Here is a 16,867-nt window from a genome sequence, read left to right as displayed (position 1 = left end):
TCTAATGTTGCTAGCTTACGATAATGTTTTAAGAAAAAAGCATTTCTATTTAATATATGCATTTGAATCCATATTAGAAATCCGTTAACATTAAATAGAAATCTGTTTATAGATTAATTGGGTAATTTTACATAATTAGTTAATTAATTTAAAATAAATGTTATTTTATCATATTTACAAATATATATATTTTATGGTAAATTTGAGTAGAATCGATTCAAATATAATTATGGAGGTAAAGAGATTGAAATGAAAAAGAAATATAGTAAAATATTAACGCTAAGTGTACTAACAGTTGGATTGTTATTCCCAACTACAGTTGGTGCAGCCGATATACAAAATAATAAAATTTCAGATTTAAAAAATAAAATACCTGTTAAAATGGACCCTGGAACTATATTGAAATATGATCAATATATTAATCCTTTAATTGAACATAATGATGTAGATGTTCAAAATTTAAATCAATTTTCAGCGAATTCAGATGAAGAAGTTGATATAGAAGGTAGAGCTGCTGAAGATGAATTTTTTGCTTCTGTATCGGAAGAAGCAAAAAGACTAGGACTACCTACTGTTGATTTAGGATATGATCTTCCTAACCCTGAACCAGGACTAGTTGTAATTTATGGTACTGATGGTCTCATTAACCGTTATTATAATGAATTAGAAGTTGATGCAAACCAAAAGGAAGAAAAAATTAGTCCGTTAGCAGGGATTCCTACTACCACTGTGCCTTACCCTGGTAGACTAGCACCTGGTGTATATAACTATGGTACTAATCAAGTTATAACAATTACTCCAGGCGCAGTTACTGGAGAAGGTCGTTTTACAGTATACCGTGCTGGTGTAGGTGGCTCAGGTAGTGTAGGCTCAAGTGGTAAAACTCTTACAGCAGGAGACGTAGCTACTAAAAGACAGGTAGATAATCCGAAGCATAATACTGCTATCAGTGCTAGAGCTTTAAATACAAATGTTGTAAAAACAGTTTTTAAAAATGATATTGGAACAATGCCTAGCGCTGTCCTTGATGTTTATTTTTGGGGATGGAATAATTCTATGTTTGGTTATACTTATAGTGATACATTATCTTTCCCAGGAAGATATTATTATCAATACTAAATAAGTCTTAAATTGAACAAAATGGGTTGTGATATAAAAGCTTTAACTTTAAACAGCCCATTTTGTGATATTATTAGTATTTGTGGAGGTATATCTTCTATTGAAATTTTTTAAGATATCTATTAATAAAACTAAAAGTATTTTTTTTATATTAATTGTGTTGAATACTGTAATTTTATCTACTGCTTGTAGTCAGGATTCCGACAATAACAGAGGTGAAGATGAGTATGTTACTTTAACATTTTCAAAGAATGTTACAGGAGAGGTAAATAGCCCCATTGTGAATGAGATTTTATATTACGATAGTTCTGCTGAAAAATTAAATAAAGTTTTTGAATCAGAATACACATCACAGTATCCATTAGGATTTTATGATAAAAAAAATAAGCGAGTTTATTATACTAAAAATATAGATATTGAAAATGATTTATCAGGTGATCAAATATTTTTAACTGATTTAAATAATAATGAGGAAATTCAACTTACAGATAGTTTGTTTGCTGTGAATAATATGTATGCTTTAGATGACTCATTATTTTTTGTAGCAAGACCTTTAGGTTCAAATGTACTAAAATTAGGTTTGCTAGATATAAATACAGGAGAGATTTTGTATTGGGGTAATGAAGATACTATTGAGGATATTAATATTGAAGTTATAACAGTTGATAGGAAAAATGAACGTATCTATATCTCTGCTTACTCTGATTCTGAAAGAAGATATAATGTTCTACATCAAGATGGTCCTCCAGGGCAAAACAATTTTAAAATGCCGTTACATACTGTGTATGAAACAGATTTTTCATTTGAAAACACACGTAAATTATTTAGTGAACATGAGTGGATTCGGACACTAATGACTAAAGAGAACTATGTAATTGCATTGAGTGATAAACAATATAATGATGCGGAAACTCCATCAAATCTTATACAATATAATCTTTTAGATAATTCTCTTAAGAAAAATAAATGGAATTCTAGCCGTTTACAGGTTGGAGATGCCAATTATTCTTTAGATGAGGAGAATATCTATGCTATAACAATGGTCAATAATAAAAGAGGGATGTATCTATATAATATTAAATCTAAAAAGTTCACAGAAATATATGCTCCAAAAACTGGTTTTTTGAATAACATACAAGTAGTAAAATAAAAGTATAAATATGTACACTAGCGTCGCATAAACGCTGATTGAATTTTCTGTTTTTAAGCTTGTTCAATTTAGAGTAAAAAGAAAGACGATTAACTAGAGGTAGGTAACATCCATTTTTTTACTATAACCTTTGACTAAAGCAACAGATACGTTGGAAACCTTATGGGACGGTATTTCCTCCAATTTTACGCAACCAAATGTGTGCCGGTTTCCATAAAGCTGCTTTTAAAAACCGACTGATTTGTAAATACGTCCGTGTGCTTTTTGTGTTTAACTGAGCTAGTACATTCAAACAGTACGTGATCATTGCGATGTATACTTGGTTATGAACAGCTTGCTCACTTTGACCATAGAATTTTTTGATGTTTAAATGTTGTTTCATCCATTTAAAAAACAGTTCAATGGCCCAGCGTGATTTGTAAAGTTCAGCGATTTCCTCTGCACGTAAATCAAAGCGATTGGTTAGGAGGTGTAGCTCATTTCCTTTCGTATCAAGCACTTTGATCAAACGGAATCCATTCTCAGCCCGATTTTGTGTGGTTCCAATCACGATCATTTCATCTGATAACACCGAAGAATTTTCTGGCAATGAAAATGTTTCGAGCTTACGCACAACCGCATTTTTACGCAAGCGAGAAACAAAGCAATAACCTTCATCTGTCATGCAATCAAATCGCTCATAATCCAAATAGCCACGGTCAAACACATACATGCATTCTTTGTCATCGACAAGCACTTCAAGTTGGCTGCGGTCATGTTTGTGGGCATTCGTAAGTACCGACTGGTCTGGATAAGAACATCCTTTTTCCATCAATACAAGGCGTAGATGAAGCTTTAGACCAGATTTCGTTTTGCGAAATTTTGCCCACTTATGATTGTTCAAATTCAATGGTAATGTACTTGAATCAATGATTTTTAGGGGAGTTGTCGTTTTTCTTCTTGTTTGAAAATCAGTTTTTGTGTGAATTTGTGTGACTAAATCAAGAAAAATGGTTTGAAAGAACTCAGTTGGAACTTGACTTAATCGCCTACCTAGTTGAGAGAAACTTATGGTTTCAAGTTGGATTGCGTTCTGTAATTCTTCTGAAAACACACAATCACTTAATGCACGCATACTCTCCGTTTCTTGGAGTTGTGCATAGAGTAATAATTTCAAAAATGAGGCCATATATAGCTTCTTCGTATAGGTATTTAGCTGATAGACTTTCACTTGTTCCTCAAATAAATTATTGGAAATAGGTGAAAGCCATTGTTCAAATGATGTGTTTCGTGTAAACTTATCCATGCGATTGATCCTTTATTTTGGATTTGGATAGGTACCTACCACCAAACCATTATAAAGGATTTTGTTATGAATAAGTTTATTTGCTGAATATTCAGTTCTTATTGCCATACCGAGATTATTTTAATGCGACACTAGTGATATAGGTGTTAAAAATTTTTTAACACTTATAATGGTGCAAGCCATTGATATATCAATATTTATAGAGGGAGTGATAGCTAGATGAAACGTTCAGCATTTTTATTAAGTGGGCTATTATGTAGTAGTTTACTATGGACGAATGGACAGGCTGTTGAGGCGACTCCAGTTGACCATCCAACAATTGTTATTAATGGCACACAGCAGACATTACAAGGAATAATTACGCCAAGCGGGCATACACTTGTCCCATTTAAAGAGTTTTTTGCCGTACTAAATATGAAAGCAACCTTTAATAATGACACAAAAACCGTTGTGGCAACAAATGATCATACAACACTGTCGCTTACTGCTGGTAAAAAAGCAGTGTTGCTAAATGGCAAAGAGGTACAGCTTCAACAAGCACCACAAATTATCAATGGTCGTATGTATGTGAATTTGCGCTTTATTGCCGAATCATTTGGTGGAACAGTGCAGTTCGATCAACAGCAGCGAGGAATCTCCATTGAATTTCACGATATCGAAAGCTTAACAGCCATTTGGGCCAATGCCTTAAAAACAAGGGATGGTATGCCGCGCTATCAGATGATGTCAGACAAGGCTAAGGAACGATTTATGCAGGAGCAACTCCATGTAAATGGGGAAGAAGGCAAATTTGTAATTGGTGTATCAAGCCCATGGGTTGTTGCGTTTGATTTTACGATCGATGATATGACTGCAACGATTACGTATAAAACGACAACAAGTGAGCCTGCATTTTATCAAACAAAGGAAATCTTAACATTTATCGAGGAAAATGGTCAGCTAGTGGTCGATGACTATCAAACCATTTTTGAGGATCAGCCGATCAATTAGGGAATACTATAGTATGCTAAGAATAAGAGGCTGTCTGGAGAGATAACTCTTTCTAGGCAGCCTCCTTTCTTGCTATAGAGAAGAAAGGAGGTTGCCTATGCACAACAGAAAACGTGCCTTGCTGCTAGTCATTGTACTTCTTATTGCAGTTTGTCTAGTATTGATTGGTGTAAGGATGCAACCAGCAAAAGAGTCAGCGCCGCCTCCCGTTGAAGAGGATACGCCGAATCATCAGGCATTGATTCAGGAGGTTGCAAGCTTGGCGAAGGAAGGGAAAGTGCCAGCAGTGCCATTTGTAGTGGGCGAGGCACAGAAAAAAGCCGTTTATCAGCAATGGGGAGAGCCTCAGCAAGTAGCACAAGCAGCAGGTGGCGAGTATGAGGAGTATGTCGATCAGCAGGTCACAATTGGCTATCAAGGAACACGTGCCTTTGATATTCGCTCCTTTCAAGCCGATATACAAGCCATTGATCTAGCAGCAATTCAGCAAACAATGGGTGAGCCTGATGAAGTCCGCTTTTATCAGGATGATACAGCAGATCAAATCATTTTAGTTTATCAGGTAACGGACATATACCAGCTAAAATGGATTTTGCCAAAGCCAACAGATGCCAATGCAAATCCTGTTGTCCATCATATTTCTGTCTATACCGCATTAGAGGAGGATATTGTGGAGCAAATGAGCTTAGATGAAAAAGTTGGTCAAATGCTATTTGCAGGTGTGTCAGGTACAACACTTCAGCAGGAAACAGCAAGTTTGATTCATGATGTTAAGGTGGGAGGGCTTATTTTCTACGCGAATAATCTTGCAACACCTGAGCAAACAATAGCACTGATCAATGCCATAAAGGCTGAAAATGCTTCCAATCGTTTCCCGCTGTTTATTGGCACAGATCAGGAGGGGGGCGCTGTGACAAGGCTACCTGATGGTCTGAAAAATTTTCCAACCAATCAAGAAATCGGAGAGGTCAATGAAGCGCAATTTTCCTATGAGATTGGTCAATTGCTAGGGGAGCAATTACAAGCATTTAGCTTTAATCTTAATTTTGCTCCTGTGTTAGATGTGAACAGTAATCCCAATAATCCAATTATCGGTGATCGTGCGTTTGCAAGTCATCCTGATATTGTGAGTGAACTCGGTATTCAAACAATGAAGGGGCTAGCGTCTCAGCAGGTTATTCCAGTGGTAAAGCATTTCCCAGGACATGGTGATACAGCAGTGGATTCTCATTTAGAATTGCCAAAGGTCACAAAAAGCTTGGCAGATTTGCAGCAGCTAGAGCTGATTCCATTTAAGGCTGCTATTGAGAATGGTGCAGATGTGGTCATGGTGGCACATATTTTATTGCCAGAGATGGATGCCCAAAATCCTTCCTCCATGTCAAATGCCATTATTACAGGCATTTTACGCAATCAGCTTGGCTTTGATGGTGTTGTGATGACAGATGATATAACCATGAAGGCAATTACTAATCATTTTGAGATTGGGCAAGCGACGGTGGATGCCATCAAAGCCGGCAATGATATTGTGTTAATTGCCCATGAGTATGCCAATGTGCAAGCGGCTGTAGAGGCAATGAAAACAGCTGTTTCTAGTGGCGAACTCACAGAAGAGCGTATGGATGAAAGTGTTCGCAGAATTATTCAGCTTAAACAAAAATATGAGCTAAACAATCATCCAGCAGCAACTGTTGATCTCCACAAGCTCAACACAGCGATTGACAAGGTATTGAATACTTATATGAAATAATCATGAAAACGAACGATCTCCGCAAGTACTCTTGGGGATCGTTCGTTTTTTATTAGTGACGGCAATAGATAAGCTGTACAACACCAGAAGAAAATGTTTTTGTGTGGATGAGTGTTAACTGAAGTCGCTTTGTGAGATTTGTCAATAATGGCTTGCCTTCACCTAACACAATAGGGTGAACAGATAAGCGAAATTCATCTATCAGTCCTAAACTGATAAACGTTGTAATCAGACTTGAACCACCATAAAGCCAAATATTTTTGCCCTGCTGATGCTTGAGCTTGAGCATTTCCTCGGCAATATTTTCTCGAATAAAGATAACATTCTCATGACCGTCTTGCTGTGTTTTTGAAATGACATACTTGTCTTTGCTATGGATGAGCGACCAGAATTGTTGTTCTTCTGCATCATTTGTTGTCGGTGTATATTGTCCCCATGCATCATAGCTTTTTCTACCATATAAAATAGTATCAATCTCGTGCAAAAAGCTTGTAAATTCCATGTCAGGCTCCATAATGCACCAATCCACTTCACCGTTTTTACCTTCAATAAAGCCATCTAATGTAACCGCTAAATCTAATATGATTTTTCTATCTGCCATAGTTACACTCCTTTCGAGAGAAGCTTGATTCTATCATGATGAAATGAAATACACAAGAAAAGTTGGGTGATAAACGCATGAAGTGAGGGAATAAAGTTGCTTTGAAACATTGCTAATTTCTTAGTATAATAAAGAACAAACATTCGGGTAAGGAGCGTTTAGCTATGAAATTTATTTTAGCCGAGAAGCCATCTGTTGCGAAAAATATTGCAGATGCCTTATATATTAAACAGAGGCAGGACGGCTTCTTTGAGGGCAATGGTTATATTATTTCGTGGGCTTTTGGCCATCTATTACAGCTTTATGATGCGAAGGACTATGATCCCAAAATGACAAAATGGCAGATGGAGAACTTTCCATTTATGCCAGAGCACTTTCGCTACAAGGTGAAAATGGATGCGAAAAAGCGTGGTAAGGAGGATGCGGGCGCAAGAAAGCAATTACAAATTATTCAACGCCTAATTAATCGTTCAGATGTACAGATGATTATTTCAGCCTGTGATTTTGATCGTGAGGGGCAAATTATTGGAGATAGTATTATTTATCAGCTAAATCGCCAAAAGCCTGTGTACCGTTTGCTATTAAATGAATGGACAGCGGATGAGGTGCGTAAAGGGCTGGCGACGATCAAGCCGAATAGTGAATTAAAGCCATTGCAGGATGCAGGGGTAAGCCGTCAATGGGCGGACTGGCTGATTGGCATTAACTTAACATCTGTTGCGACATTAAAATATCAGCAAGGCACAGGTAAAGCGTTAAACATTGGGCGTGTGCTTTTGCCTACATTAAAAATCATTTATGATCGCGATCAGGAAATCGAACGCTTTGTCCCTGAGGACTATTTTAAATTAGCCGCACAATTTAGCACCGAGGATGGGCGAGCCTATGAGGGCATTTATTATGAAAATAAGGTCGATAGGTTTAAAAATAGAGAGGATTTAGAGCGTATTGAGCAGGCGCTTGATCAGCAGCAAGCCATGATTGTGGATAAAAAGGTAGAGCGTAAAAAGGAATATCCACCAATGCTCTTTAATTTATCGAATTTACAGGGCTTTATTACAAGTAAATATAAGGGCTGGACATCTGATAAGGTGCTTAAAGTGGCACAAACACTTTATGAGAAAAAGTATATTACGTATCCTCGTACAGCCAGCGTCGTGTTAGAGGAAAGCTTAGTGGAGAAAACCGCTAACGTGCTGGAGCGTCTAAAAGCAGGCTTACCGTATGAGCATGAGATTCAGTTTACAAAGAACAAGCGAATTTTTGACAATGCAAAAGTGGAAAGCCATAGTGCTATTATTCCTACATATGTGCTACCGAAATCATTAGCAACAGATGAGGCAATTGTTTATCAGGCTATTAAAAACCGTTTTATGATGCAGTTTATGCCTGTTGCAGAATATGAGGAAACACGTATTACAACGAAGGTGCAGGAGATACCGGGAATTTTTGCGACAAAGGGGAGGGTGCAATTAGTAGAGGGCTGGAAAAAGGTTGAAGCCATTGCCTCAACGGATATTATTTTGCCACTTGTGCATGTTAATGAGCCTGTTCATATTACGGAGCATCAAATTACCAAGCATGTAACAACACCACCTAAGCGCCATAGCGAAAAAACATTGCTGCGTGTAATGGAAACATGTGGAAAGGGTGTGGATGACCCTGATACAATGGCGGCCATTTTAAGCGGCTATAGTATTGGCACACCTGCTACACGCGCCGAAACGATTAAAAAGCTGCTGACGGTTGGCTATATCACCATGGACAATAAAAGCTTAGTATGCACAGAGCTTGGGCGCAATTTAGTGGAAACCTTTCCTGTGAAAGATTTATTTGATTTAGAATTTACAGGACGGCTAGAAAAAACATTGGCTGATATTGAAAAAAGAAGGTATTCCAAGGAGCAGTTTTTACAGTTTATTTGCCAATTTACAGTTCAAGCTGTAGAAACCATTAAAAGTAGTGAAGATGTGACGTTAAATAAGGTCACACATACGAAGAAAAAGTTTGAGGCAGTTGGCAAATGCCCTCTATGCAGTCATCAAGTCATTGAAGGGCATAAGGGCTTTGGCTGTAGCAATTGGAAAAATGGCTGTCAATTTGTTATTTGGAAAAACGATAAATTTCTTGCAGCATTAAAGAAAAAGCCAACGAAAACAATGGTGAAAGCCTTACTTACCAAAGGGACAGTACTGGTGAAAGGCTTAACAAGTAAAAAAGGGCAGAAATTTGATGCTTATTTACAATATACAAAGAATGCAGATAACGACTATTTTAGCTGGCAGATGCATTTTCCAGATAAAAATCAATAGCTATTGCTGAAAGGGGTTGTCCATATACGGCCCCTTTATCGTAATATGCATAAGCTGTGTCGCCATAAATTTGGGCGTATAGGGCATATCGTGCTCAAGCCACCAAATAATGACCTCGAGAAAGGCAGCGGCATAAAAGCGCACAGCCATATCACGCGGCACAGTTAGCTTCTGATCGTTAGGCTCCATTAAAGCAATACCGTTTGCCACAAACTCAATAATAATATCCTTTAAGCCAGCCGCAAAATACGGAATCGTTTGCTCTGTTAAATAAACCTTATAAAGCTTGCTATTAAGCGCAATTTGCTCAAATAAATGCATAAATGTTTCATGTGGCTGGTCATAATTGGGCAATAAATCAACTTCCTTCTTTTCTCGCACGGCTGGCTGAATACTGCTTACTAATTCCTGCAAAATCTCCGCTGAGCTTTGATACAGTAAATCTAGCTTATCACGATAATGTAAATAAAAAGTGGCACGGTTTAAGGTTGCGCGTTGTGTAATATCTTGCACCGTAATTTTCTCGTAGCCTTGTTCATCAATTAATTCCACTAATGCATCTCTTAATAGTTGACGTGTTCTTCTTACACGGGGGTCTAGTTTTTTCGACATTTTCAAGCTCCTTGTATTAAATGTATTGTTTTGTCAACATACTTATCTTAAATGTTGTCAATGCGTCGTAAATGGTGAGAGTGTTGTTTGCCCTTTGAGCGCAAACGGTTATAATTATATTAACGACACAGTGTCGATAATACAACTAGTTGTTAATGTGTTCACGGATTGTTCATTTATAGAATAGAAGGGAAGTTTTTTAGATGGGTCGTTTAACGGGAAAAGTAGCGATTATTACAGGGGCAGCAATGGGTATGGGTGCCTCAGAGGCAAAGCTTTTTGCGCAAGAAGGAGCAAAGGTGATTGCAACAGATGTACAAATTGAGCCATTGATGAACTTAGTCGCAGATATTAAAGAAAATGGTGGAGATATTATTGGTCTTCAGCATAATGTAACTTCTGAGGATGAGTGGAAAGCTGTGATTGCAGAGGCAGTAAAGGCTTATGGCAAAGTCGATGTGCTTGTCAACAATGCAGGTGTTTCATCACCAAAAACGATTGCCAATATGGAAATGGATGAATGGAATAAAGTCATGGATATTAATTTGAATGGCTGTATCATTGGCATGAAATATGTCATTCCCGAAATGCAAAAGGCTGGTGGCGGTTCAATCATCAATATTTCTTCCATTGGTGGTATTGTGGGGATGGCTGGGACAAGCCCCTATACCGCTGCAAAAGGAGCGCTACGTGTGCTTTCCAAATCGGCTGCTATTGAGTATGGCAAAGATAAAATCCGCGTCAATTCGGTGCATCCTGGTATTATTGTAACACCGATGACAGCGCCAACAATGGAGGAAGGTGGCGCACTTCCTTATTACCAAGCCTATACACAGCTACCGTACTTTGGGGAGCCTGAAGATGTAGCGTATGGTGTTGTTTTCCTTGCCTCTGATGAATCACGCTTTATGACAGGTGCGGAGCTAGTTATTGATGGTGGCTGGACAGCTATTTAATAGCATGAACAAAAACTAGGTATCACAGCAATGTGAGCCTAGTTTTTTTCTATGGACTAAGAGGGCTTCCTTAATAAAAAAAGGAGAACGAATTTCGTCACGTAAACCCCTTGCACTTTCACAAAATCTTAATAAACACAAACATCGTTCCTTATAAAGCATATTATAGGAAGAGTAAGCGTTTTCTTCATTAAAGTTATGTGAACATCCTGAAAAAAAAGCATAAAAACCTTAACTATTTCAAATGAAATCCGTATAATAAATCAAATAGTACGAAAATTGTTCATTTTCTCGATAAGTTGCGTGAATTTTTGAAATTGTATTGACGTGGGAAATGATAATTTGTACACTGTGTACAGTCAAATGTTTTTTATAGGAATACAATTAATTTGAAAAAGTTAGGATTTGATAGATATGATCGTATGTAAATTTGGTGGAACATCTGTAGCAAGCGCAGAGCAAATTCAAAAAGTAGCAAATATTGTGCAATCTAATCCAGCACGTAAAATCGTTGCTGTTTCAGCGCCAGGGAAACGCTCTGGTGACGATATAAAAGTAACGGACCTATTAATACAACTAGCAAATGCAGCGCTACAGCAGGAGAATATCGAGGAAAAATTACAGCTGGTTGTTGCTCGCTATCAGGCGATTGCAGACGGTTTAGCATTAGACCATGCCATTTGTGATATTATTGCTGAAGATTTACGTGAACGTGTGCAAGGCGATAAAACGAATATTGATTTATTTGTCGATAACATTAAAGCAGCAGGTGAAGATAATAACGCAAAGCTGATTGCCGCTTATTTTAATGCAATCGGTATGCCTGCTCGCTATGTAAGTCCGAAGGAAGGTTTGGTGGTCAATGATTTACCAGAACGTACATTTGCTTTACCAGAGGCTTATACAAATTTAGCCCCATTAAAAGAGACAAAAGAAATTATTGTGTTCCCAGGTTTCTTCGGTTACACTAAAGCGGGCGTATTGCGAACATTTGACCGCGGTGGCTCTGATATTACAGGCTCTATTTTAGCCGCAGCCGTTGAAGCGGAGCTCTATGAAAACTTTACGGATGTAGATTGTGTGTTCTCTGCAAATCCGAAGGTTGTCAATGATCCAGTGGAAATTAAAGAAATTACGTATCGCGAAATGCGTGAATTATCCTATGCAGGCTTTTCCGTATTCCATGATGAAGCGTTAATGCCTGTTTATAAGATTGGGGTGCCAGTGAACATCAAAAATACAAATAACCCTTCAGCCCCAGGTACACGTATTGTACCAAGCCGCCCTGCAACAGGTCGTCCCGTTACAGGTATCTCGGCAGACAGTGGCTTTTCAACTCTATATGTCTCTAAATATTTAATGAACCGTGAAGTAGGCTTCGGACGGAAGCTACTACAAGTTTTAGAGGATGAGCATATTTCCTATGAGCACACACCATCTGGTTTAGATGATATTTCCGTTATTATGCGTTCAAATCAGCTAACACCAGAAAGTGAAGCACGCATTATTAGCCGTGTGAAAGAAGAGTTACATGCAGAGCACGTAGAGATGCGTCATGGCTTTTCCATGATTGTGATTGTTGGGGAAGGAATGCGTCATAATACAGGATTAGCTGCCCGCGCTGCTACAGCGATTTCAAAAACAGGTGCAAACATTGAAATGATCAATCAAGGTTCGTCTGAAGTAAGTCTTGTTTTCGGTGTCCTTCAGGAATATGAAAACCGCATTTTACAAGCGCTATATGAAGAGTTTTTTGCACATGCGAAAGCTTAATACAACATCCACACTAATCCAGGTGTTCTTTGCTTGGATTGGTGTTTTCTTTTTGCGGAGAATACGGTAAAATCGAGGGCGTACATAGTTGGGAGGAGCTTGCATGAAAAATTTATCAATCGGTATGTTATTTTCGGTTATTGGGATCGTTATTGTCTGTTTAACGATTATGGATATTTTACCGTCATCAACAAACACGATGAAAATTGTCTACATAGTCATTGGATGGATCTTTATTATTATTGGTTCTGTCATTCGCTTTAAGCATCTTAAACAAAAACAATAACAGTGCTGGGCAAGCATAAATAATTTAAGTATAATGTTAGAGCATCAACAGTACAAATTCTTCTTGCAAGAATTTGTTTTTTTATGTGCCATTCCAGACGAATAAAAAGGAGATGAGAAGATGCCCATACTTAGTAAGGAGCATATTGAAGTTGTTGACAACTATATTGCCCTACGAGCCGCTTCGCCATTAAAGGTTGTATCCTCGGCGATGCATAATCCTGGCTTTGGCTATTATACACATTTGATGAACCGCACAGTGCCGATTACATATGATGAAAGACAGCCCCACCGTGAATACCAGCAATTTTTGCAGGCACAGGGCTTTCCTATCGACAATACAGTGGCAATGATGACGGCTGTCCAAGCCAAGTTTGCAACTGTTCGGGAATTTACATATGAAGGTATCCATATTGTTATTATGATTACAGCAGGGCTAGGAAATGCTGTTGATATTACACATGCTTTTCATCGTACGGAGCAGTATCATGCAGGCACCATTAATACATGGGTGCTCATTAATGGTAAGCTGTCTGATGAAGCATTATTTCAGGCGATGATTTCCACAACAGAGGCGAAGGTGAAAGCCCTGATGGATGAAGAGGTGACAGACCCCACAACGGGTACACAGGCTACAGGTACCTCTACAGATAGTTTACTAATTGCCTCTACCGAAGAGGGCGACTACCATCAATATGCAGGACCCATTACGACGCTGGGCAAGGTGATTGGTTATGGTGTCTATACAACGATGCGTGAGGCGATTGGCAACTATAAAAAGGATAAAGAGGAGAAGGCACAATGTTGACACTGATCATTGCCTGTCTAATAGGACTGTTATTTGATTTAGTGGTGGGAGACCCGCCAAAGCTGCCGCATCCCGTGCGCTGGATTGGTAAGCTCATTCAAGCACAAACCGCTTTATGGAATAAGGGGAAATGGCGTAAGCTGCGTGGCATGGTGATGGCACTAGCTGTTGTTGGTACAACGATGTTTGTGGTTACACTGATTGTGCTGCTGAGCTATCAGGTAAGCTTGCTCTTTGGCATTGTAGTAGAAGGGCTGCTCATTGGTATTGGCTTGGCACAGCGTAGCTTAAAGGAAGCGGCGCTGGCGGTATATGAACCGCTTGTACAGGGAGATTTTGCTGAAGCACGTGTGAAGCTATCATGGATTGTAGGACGTGATACCGATCAGCTTGGCGAGGATGAAATTGTCCGTGGCGTGGTGGAAACCGTTTCTGAAAATACAAGCGATGGTGTAACGGCTCCGCTTTTTTATGCGTTACTCTTTGGCGCGATTGGCTTATGGGGCTATAAGGCTGTCAATACATTAGATTCCATGGTTGGCTATAAAAATGAAAAATATCAGGACTTTGGCATGTTCTCGGCGAAGCTGGATGATGTGTTAAACTTTATTCCAAGTCGTCTAACAGGCTTACTAATGGTGCTAGGTACAAAAAATGAAACAAACTGGTCGCTTGGCAAGCGCTTAAAGCGTTGGGTGCAGGATGCCAGGAAGCATCCAAGTCCTAATAGTGGCTATTTAGAGGCAGCAACGGCTGTACAGCTTGGGGTGCAGCTTGGAGGCAAAAATAGCTATCAAGGGGCTATTTCTCACCGTGCATTAATGGGAGAAAAGCTAGTGCCATTAACGAAGGAGCATATTGTAGCATCCATTACGCACATGCGTATGGCTACATTGCTCTTTACGCTTGTCATGGTGACAGTGGAGGTGTTGATCTATGTTATTACCTAATCATGGCGCAAATCCGCAGCATGTTTATCAGCAATTAGGCTTGCAGATGCCAACGAAGGTCTATGATTTTAGTGAAAATGTCAATGCCGCAGGACCACCAGCCTTTGTGGAGGCATGCTGGCAAACATTTTATCCATTGCTTCAACGTTATCCAGATCCACATGGCGAGCCTTTTCTAACAAAGGTAGCAGCCTTTCATCAAGTGGCAAAGGATAGAATTGTCCTAGGAAATGGCGCAGCAGAGCTATTTAATGCGCTGGCAAGACGTTATGCACAGAAGCGTGTCATTATTGTGCATCCAACCTTCTCCGAATATGAGCGTACACTACGTACTGTCGGGGCAACGATTATGTCAGTGATTGTCACAGATTTTATGGCGTATACATTGCCAATGGAACAGCTTAAGCAGGCAATGGTGCAGGCGGATGCGCTTTATCTTTGTACGCCTAATAATCCAACAGGAGTATTGCCTAAAAAAGAGGATATAGAGGCATTAATAGCGCATGGAGCCGCAGTTGGCTGTGAGCTTGTGCTGGATGAGGCTTTTATGGATTGGGTGGACGAGGCATCTTCCATGATTCATGCTAGTATCAAAAATCCGCATGTCATCGTGGTACGTTCCATGACAAAAATGTATGCGATTCCAGGCTTACGGCTTGGCTATTTAATCGCCCATCCGCAAATTGTAGCGACATTGCGAGAGGTGCTACCACATTGGAATATAAATGCCTTTGCACTAGTCATTGGAGCAGGCTGCTTGGATGAGCAGCACTATTGTCAGCAGGCGATTGCCTATGTTACCACACAACGGGAGCAACTAAAGCGCTATTTACAGGAAAATGGCTGTCAAGTAACAAATAGCGTGACCAATTATGTTTGTTTCTCTTTACCTCGTGACCAGCAGGTGGATCGCTTTTTTACATATTGTTTAGCAAAGGGCGTTGTGATGCGCCATACCAAAAACTTTCAAGGCTTACAGGGGCAATGGTTCCGCATTGGCATCAAAGATGGAACAGCGATGACTTACTTATATCATTGCTTGCAAGGATGGTTTAATGAGGAGAGAGCAACGTGACAACTTTTTATGTAGTAAGGCATGGAGAAACCGTGTGGAATCAAGAGCAGCGATTACAGGGCTGGTTAGACTCTCCATTAACGGCTAATGGTAGAGAGGCTGCTCAAAAGCTTCAGCAGCAATTACAGGCCATTCCCTTTGCGGCTGCTTATAGTAGCTCAAGCGGCCGAGCACAGGCAACCATGGAAATTTTAACGGCTAAGCGACAGCTACCTATCTATTATGAGGCTGATTTACGAGAAATCTATTTAGGAAATTGGCAAGGCCAGAAGATTGAAGATATTATTGCGACAGACGGACTGGATTATGAGCTATATACGCATTATCCGGCGCAATATATAGCGGTACATACCGAAAGCTTTGGAGCTGTCACAGAAAGAGCCATGTTTACGCTGAAAAAAATCGCCGAGCAGCACCAGAAAGAATATATACTAGTTGTGTCACATGCTGTTACCATTAACTGTATGCTAAATGCGATTTTACAACGCAATATTAGCGAGCTATGGACAGCCTCCTTACATGGAACAAGTGTAACGATTATTGACTATAAAGACCAACAATGGCTTGTTAAAGAAATTGGCAAAATCGATCATTTACAATAGGAGGTGTCATAGATGCCACTGATTTTTATAACAGGGGGTGTGCGTAGTGGAAAATCCCATTTCGCTGAACAAATGGCGATGCATTATTATCAAGCACAGTCCTCTACAGCGAACCGCTTAATTTATCTTGCCTCTGGTATTGCCTTGGATGAGGAAATGCAGCAACGGATTTTACGTCATCAGGCAGATCGACAGGCACAGCCCATCGAATGGCAAACGATGGAAGCTCCCTATGCAATAGCTGATGCGCTCGCAATCTATCAAGCTGATGATATTGTGCTATGGGATTGTGTCACAACGTGGCTGACAAATGCTTTTTACGAAGGTTTTGAGAGTGGCACACCATGTCTTGCACAGCCTGGTTGTGTAGATCATAAACTTACGCGTGTGAAGCAGGCTATTGAGGCACTGTTGAAAAGGGGTGTTACCTTGCTGGTGGTGTCCAATGAGCTGTTTGATGAGCCCTCCTATGCAAGCTATGAGGTGGAGCTTTATCGACAGACATTAGGTCAATTTCACCAATGGTTTGTAGCTATTGCTCGAGAAGCCTATGAAATCCATTACGGTATCGTTAAAAAGTGGAAATAATAGAGAGAAAG

At 39.5% G+C, this 16,867-nt stretch carries 16 protein-coding genes; 13 read left to right on the top strand and 3 right to left on the bottom strand.

The window, feature by feature from the left end; genetic code table 11:
• Window positions 1–249 precede the first annotated feature (249 nt).
• A complete protein-coding gene (locus ADM90_RS15165; RefSeq protein WP_053995800.1) occupies window positions 250–1,119 on the top strand; it encodes a hypothetical protein in 870 nt (289 codons plus the stop codon).
• A 100-nt stretch (window positions 1,120–1,219) separates the two neighbouring features.
• Window positions 1,220–2,269, top strand: coding sequence for a hypothetical protein (locus ADM90_RS15160; protein WP_053995799.1), 1,050 nt, complete (start codon window positions 1,220–1,222; stop codon window positions 2,267–2,269).
• 160 nt (window positions 2,270–2,429) lie between these two features.
• On the opposite strand, the gene ADM90_RS15155 is transcribed toward ADM90_RS15160, so the two are convergent.
• Window positions 2,430–3,554 (bottom strand): IS4 family transposase, encoded by a 1,125-nt coding sequence (locus ADM90_RS15155; RefSeq protein ID WP_053995798.1) that lies wholly within the window; start codon window positions 3,552–3,554, stop codon window positions 2,430–2,432.
• A gap of 219 nt (window positions 3,555–3,773) precedes the next feature.
• Here ADM90_RS15155 and ADM90_RS15150 point away from each other — a divergent pair, with 219 nt between their 5' ends.
• Window positions 3,774–4,544, top strand: coding sequence for a copper amine oxidase N-terminal domain-containing protein (locus ADM90_RS15150; protein WP_053995797.1), 771 nt, complete (start codon window positions 3,774–3,776; stop codon window positions 4,542–4,544).
• Between the two features lie 97 nt (window positions 4,545–4,641).
• Window positions 4,642–6,294 (top strand): beta-N-acetylhexosaminidase, encoded by a 1,653-nt coding sequence (gene nagZ / locus ADM90_RS15145; RefSeq protein WP_053995796.1) that lies wholly within the window; start codon window positions 4,642–4,644, stop codon window positions 6,292–6,294.
• Window positions 6,295–6,346: 52 nt separating this feature from the next.
• Here the strand turns inward: nagZ and ADM90_RS15140 are convergent, their stop codons facing one another.
• Window positions 6,347–6,895 carry a dihydrofolate reductase family protein gene (locus tag ADM90_RS15140; protein WP_053995795.1) on the bottom strand — a complete coding sequence of 183 codons (549 nt, stop codon included), beginning with the start codon at window positions 6,893–6,895 and terminating at the stop codon, window positions 6,347–6,349.
• 164 nt (window positions 6,896–7,059) lie between these two features.
• On the opposite strand from ADM90_RS15140, the gene ADM90_RS15135 reads away from it, so the two are divergent.
• The gene (locus ADM90_RS15135; protein ID WP_053995794.1) at window positions 7,060–9,207 is read left to right on the top strand and encodes a type IA DNA topoisomerase; all 2,148 of its coding nucleotides are present in this window, start codon (window positions 7,060–7,062) and stop codon (window positions 9,205–9,207) included.
• Here the strand turns inward: ADM90_RS15135 and ADM90_RS15130 are convergent, their stop codons facing one another.
• A complete protein-coding gene (locus tag ADM90_RS15130) occupies window positions 9,208–9,819 on the bottom strand; it encodes a TetR/AcrR family transcriptional regulator (RefSeq protein WP_053995793.1) in 612 nt (203 codons plus the stop codon).
• 203 nt (window positions 9,820–10,022) lie between these two features.
• Between ADM90_RS15130 and ADM90_RS15125 the strand changes: the two genes are divergently transcribed.
• The 8 genes from ADM90_RS15125 (at window position 10,023) to ADM90_RS15090 (ending at window position 16,856) form a co-directional block, all read left to right on the top strand.
• Window positions 10,023–10,775, top strand: a complete 753-nt coding sequence (locus ADM90_RS15125; RefSeq protein ID WP_053995792.1) for a glucose 1-dehydrogenase — start codon at window positions 10,023–10,025, stop codon at window positions 10,773–10,775.
• 414 nt (window positions 10,776–11,189) lie between these two features.
• The gene (locus tag ADM90_RS15120) at window positions 11,190–12,548 is read left to right on the top strand and encodes an aspartate kinase (RefSeq protein WP_053995791.1); all 1,359 of its coding nucleotides are present in this window, start codon (window positions 11,190–11,192) and stop codon (window positions 12,546–12,548) included.
• A gap of 103 nt (window positions 12,549–12,651) precedes the next feature.
• A complete protein-coding gene (locus tag ADM90_RS15115; protein ID WP_053995790.1) occupies window positions 12,652–12,834 on the top strand; it encodes a hypothetical protein in 183 nt (60 codons plus the stop codon).
• 120 nt (window positions 12,835–12,954) lie between these two features.
• Window positions 12,955–13,641: an adenosylcobinamide amidohydrolase gene (locus tag ADM90_RS15110; RefSeq protein WP_053995789.1), complete on the top strand. Its 687-nt coding sequence runs from the start codon at window positions 12,955–12,957 to the stop codon at window positions 13,639–13,641.
• Entirely contained in the window at window positions 13,635–14,591 is a 957-nt protein-coding gene (gene cbiB, locus ADM90_RS15105; protein WP_053995788.1) for an adenosylcobinamide-phosphate synthase CbiB, read from the top strand. Before ADM90_RS15110 ends, cbiB begins: the two co-directional genes overlap by 7 nt.
• Entirely contained in the window at window positions 14,578–15,666 is a 1,089-nt protein-coding gene (gene cobD / locus ADM90_RS15100; protein WP_053995787.1) for a threonine-phosphate decarboxylase CobD, read from the top strand. The genes cbiB and cobD overlap by 14 nt, the downstream gene beginning before the upstream one ends.
• Window positions 15,663–16,268 carry a histidine phosphatase family protein gene (locus tag ADM90_RS15095; protein WP_053995786.1) on the top strand — a complete coding sequence of 202 codons (606 nt, stop codon included), beginning with the start codon at window positions 15,663–15,665 and terminating at the stop codon, window positions 16,266–16,268. Before cobD ends, ADM90_RS15095 begins: the two co-directional genes overlap by 4 nt.
• A 12-nt stretch (window positions 16,269–16,280) precedes the next feature.
• Window positions 16,281–16,856 carry a bifunctional adenosylcobinamide kinase/adenosylcobinamide-phosphate guanylyltransferase gene (locus ADM90_RS15090; protein ID WP_053995785.1) on the top strand — a complete coding sequence of 192 codons (576 nt, stop codon included), beginning with the start codon at window positions 16,281–16,283 and terminating at the stop codon, window positions 16,854–16,856.
• The last annotated feature ends 11 nt before the right edge of the window (window positions 16,857–16,867 follow it).

The sequence above is a fragment of the Lysinibacillus macroides genome (assembly GCF_001281525.1).
GTDB lineage: Bacteria > Bacillota > Bacilli > Bacillales_A > Planococcaceae > Lysinibacillus > Lysinibacillus macroides.
Note: the sequence above shows the minus strand (reverse complement) of the source record. Positions and strands in the feature narration are given on the sequence as shown.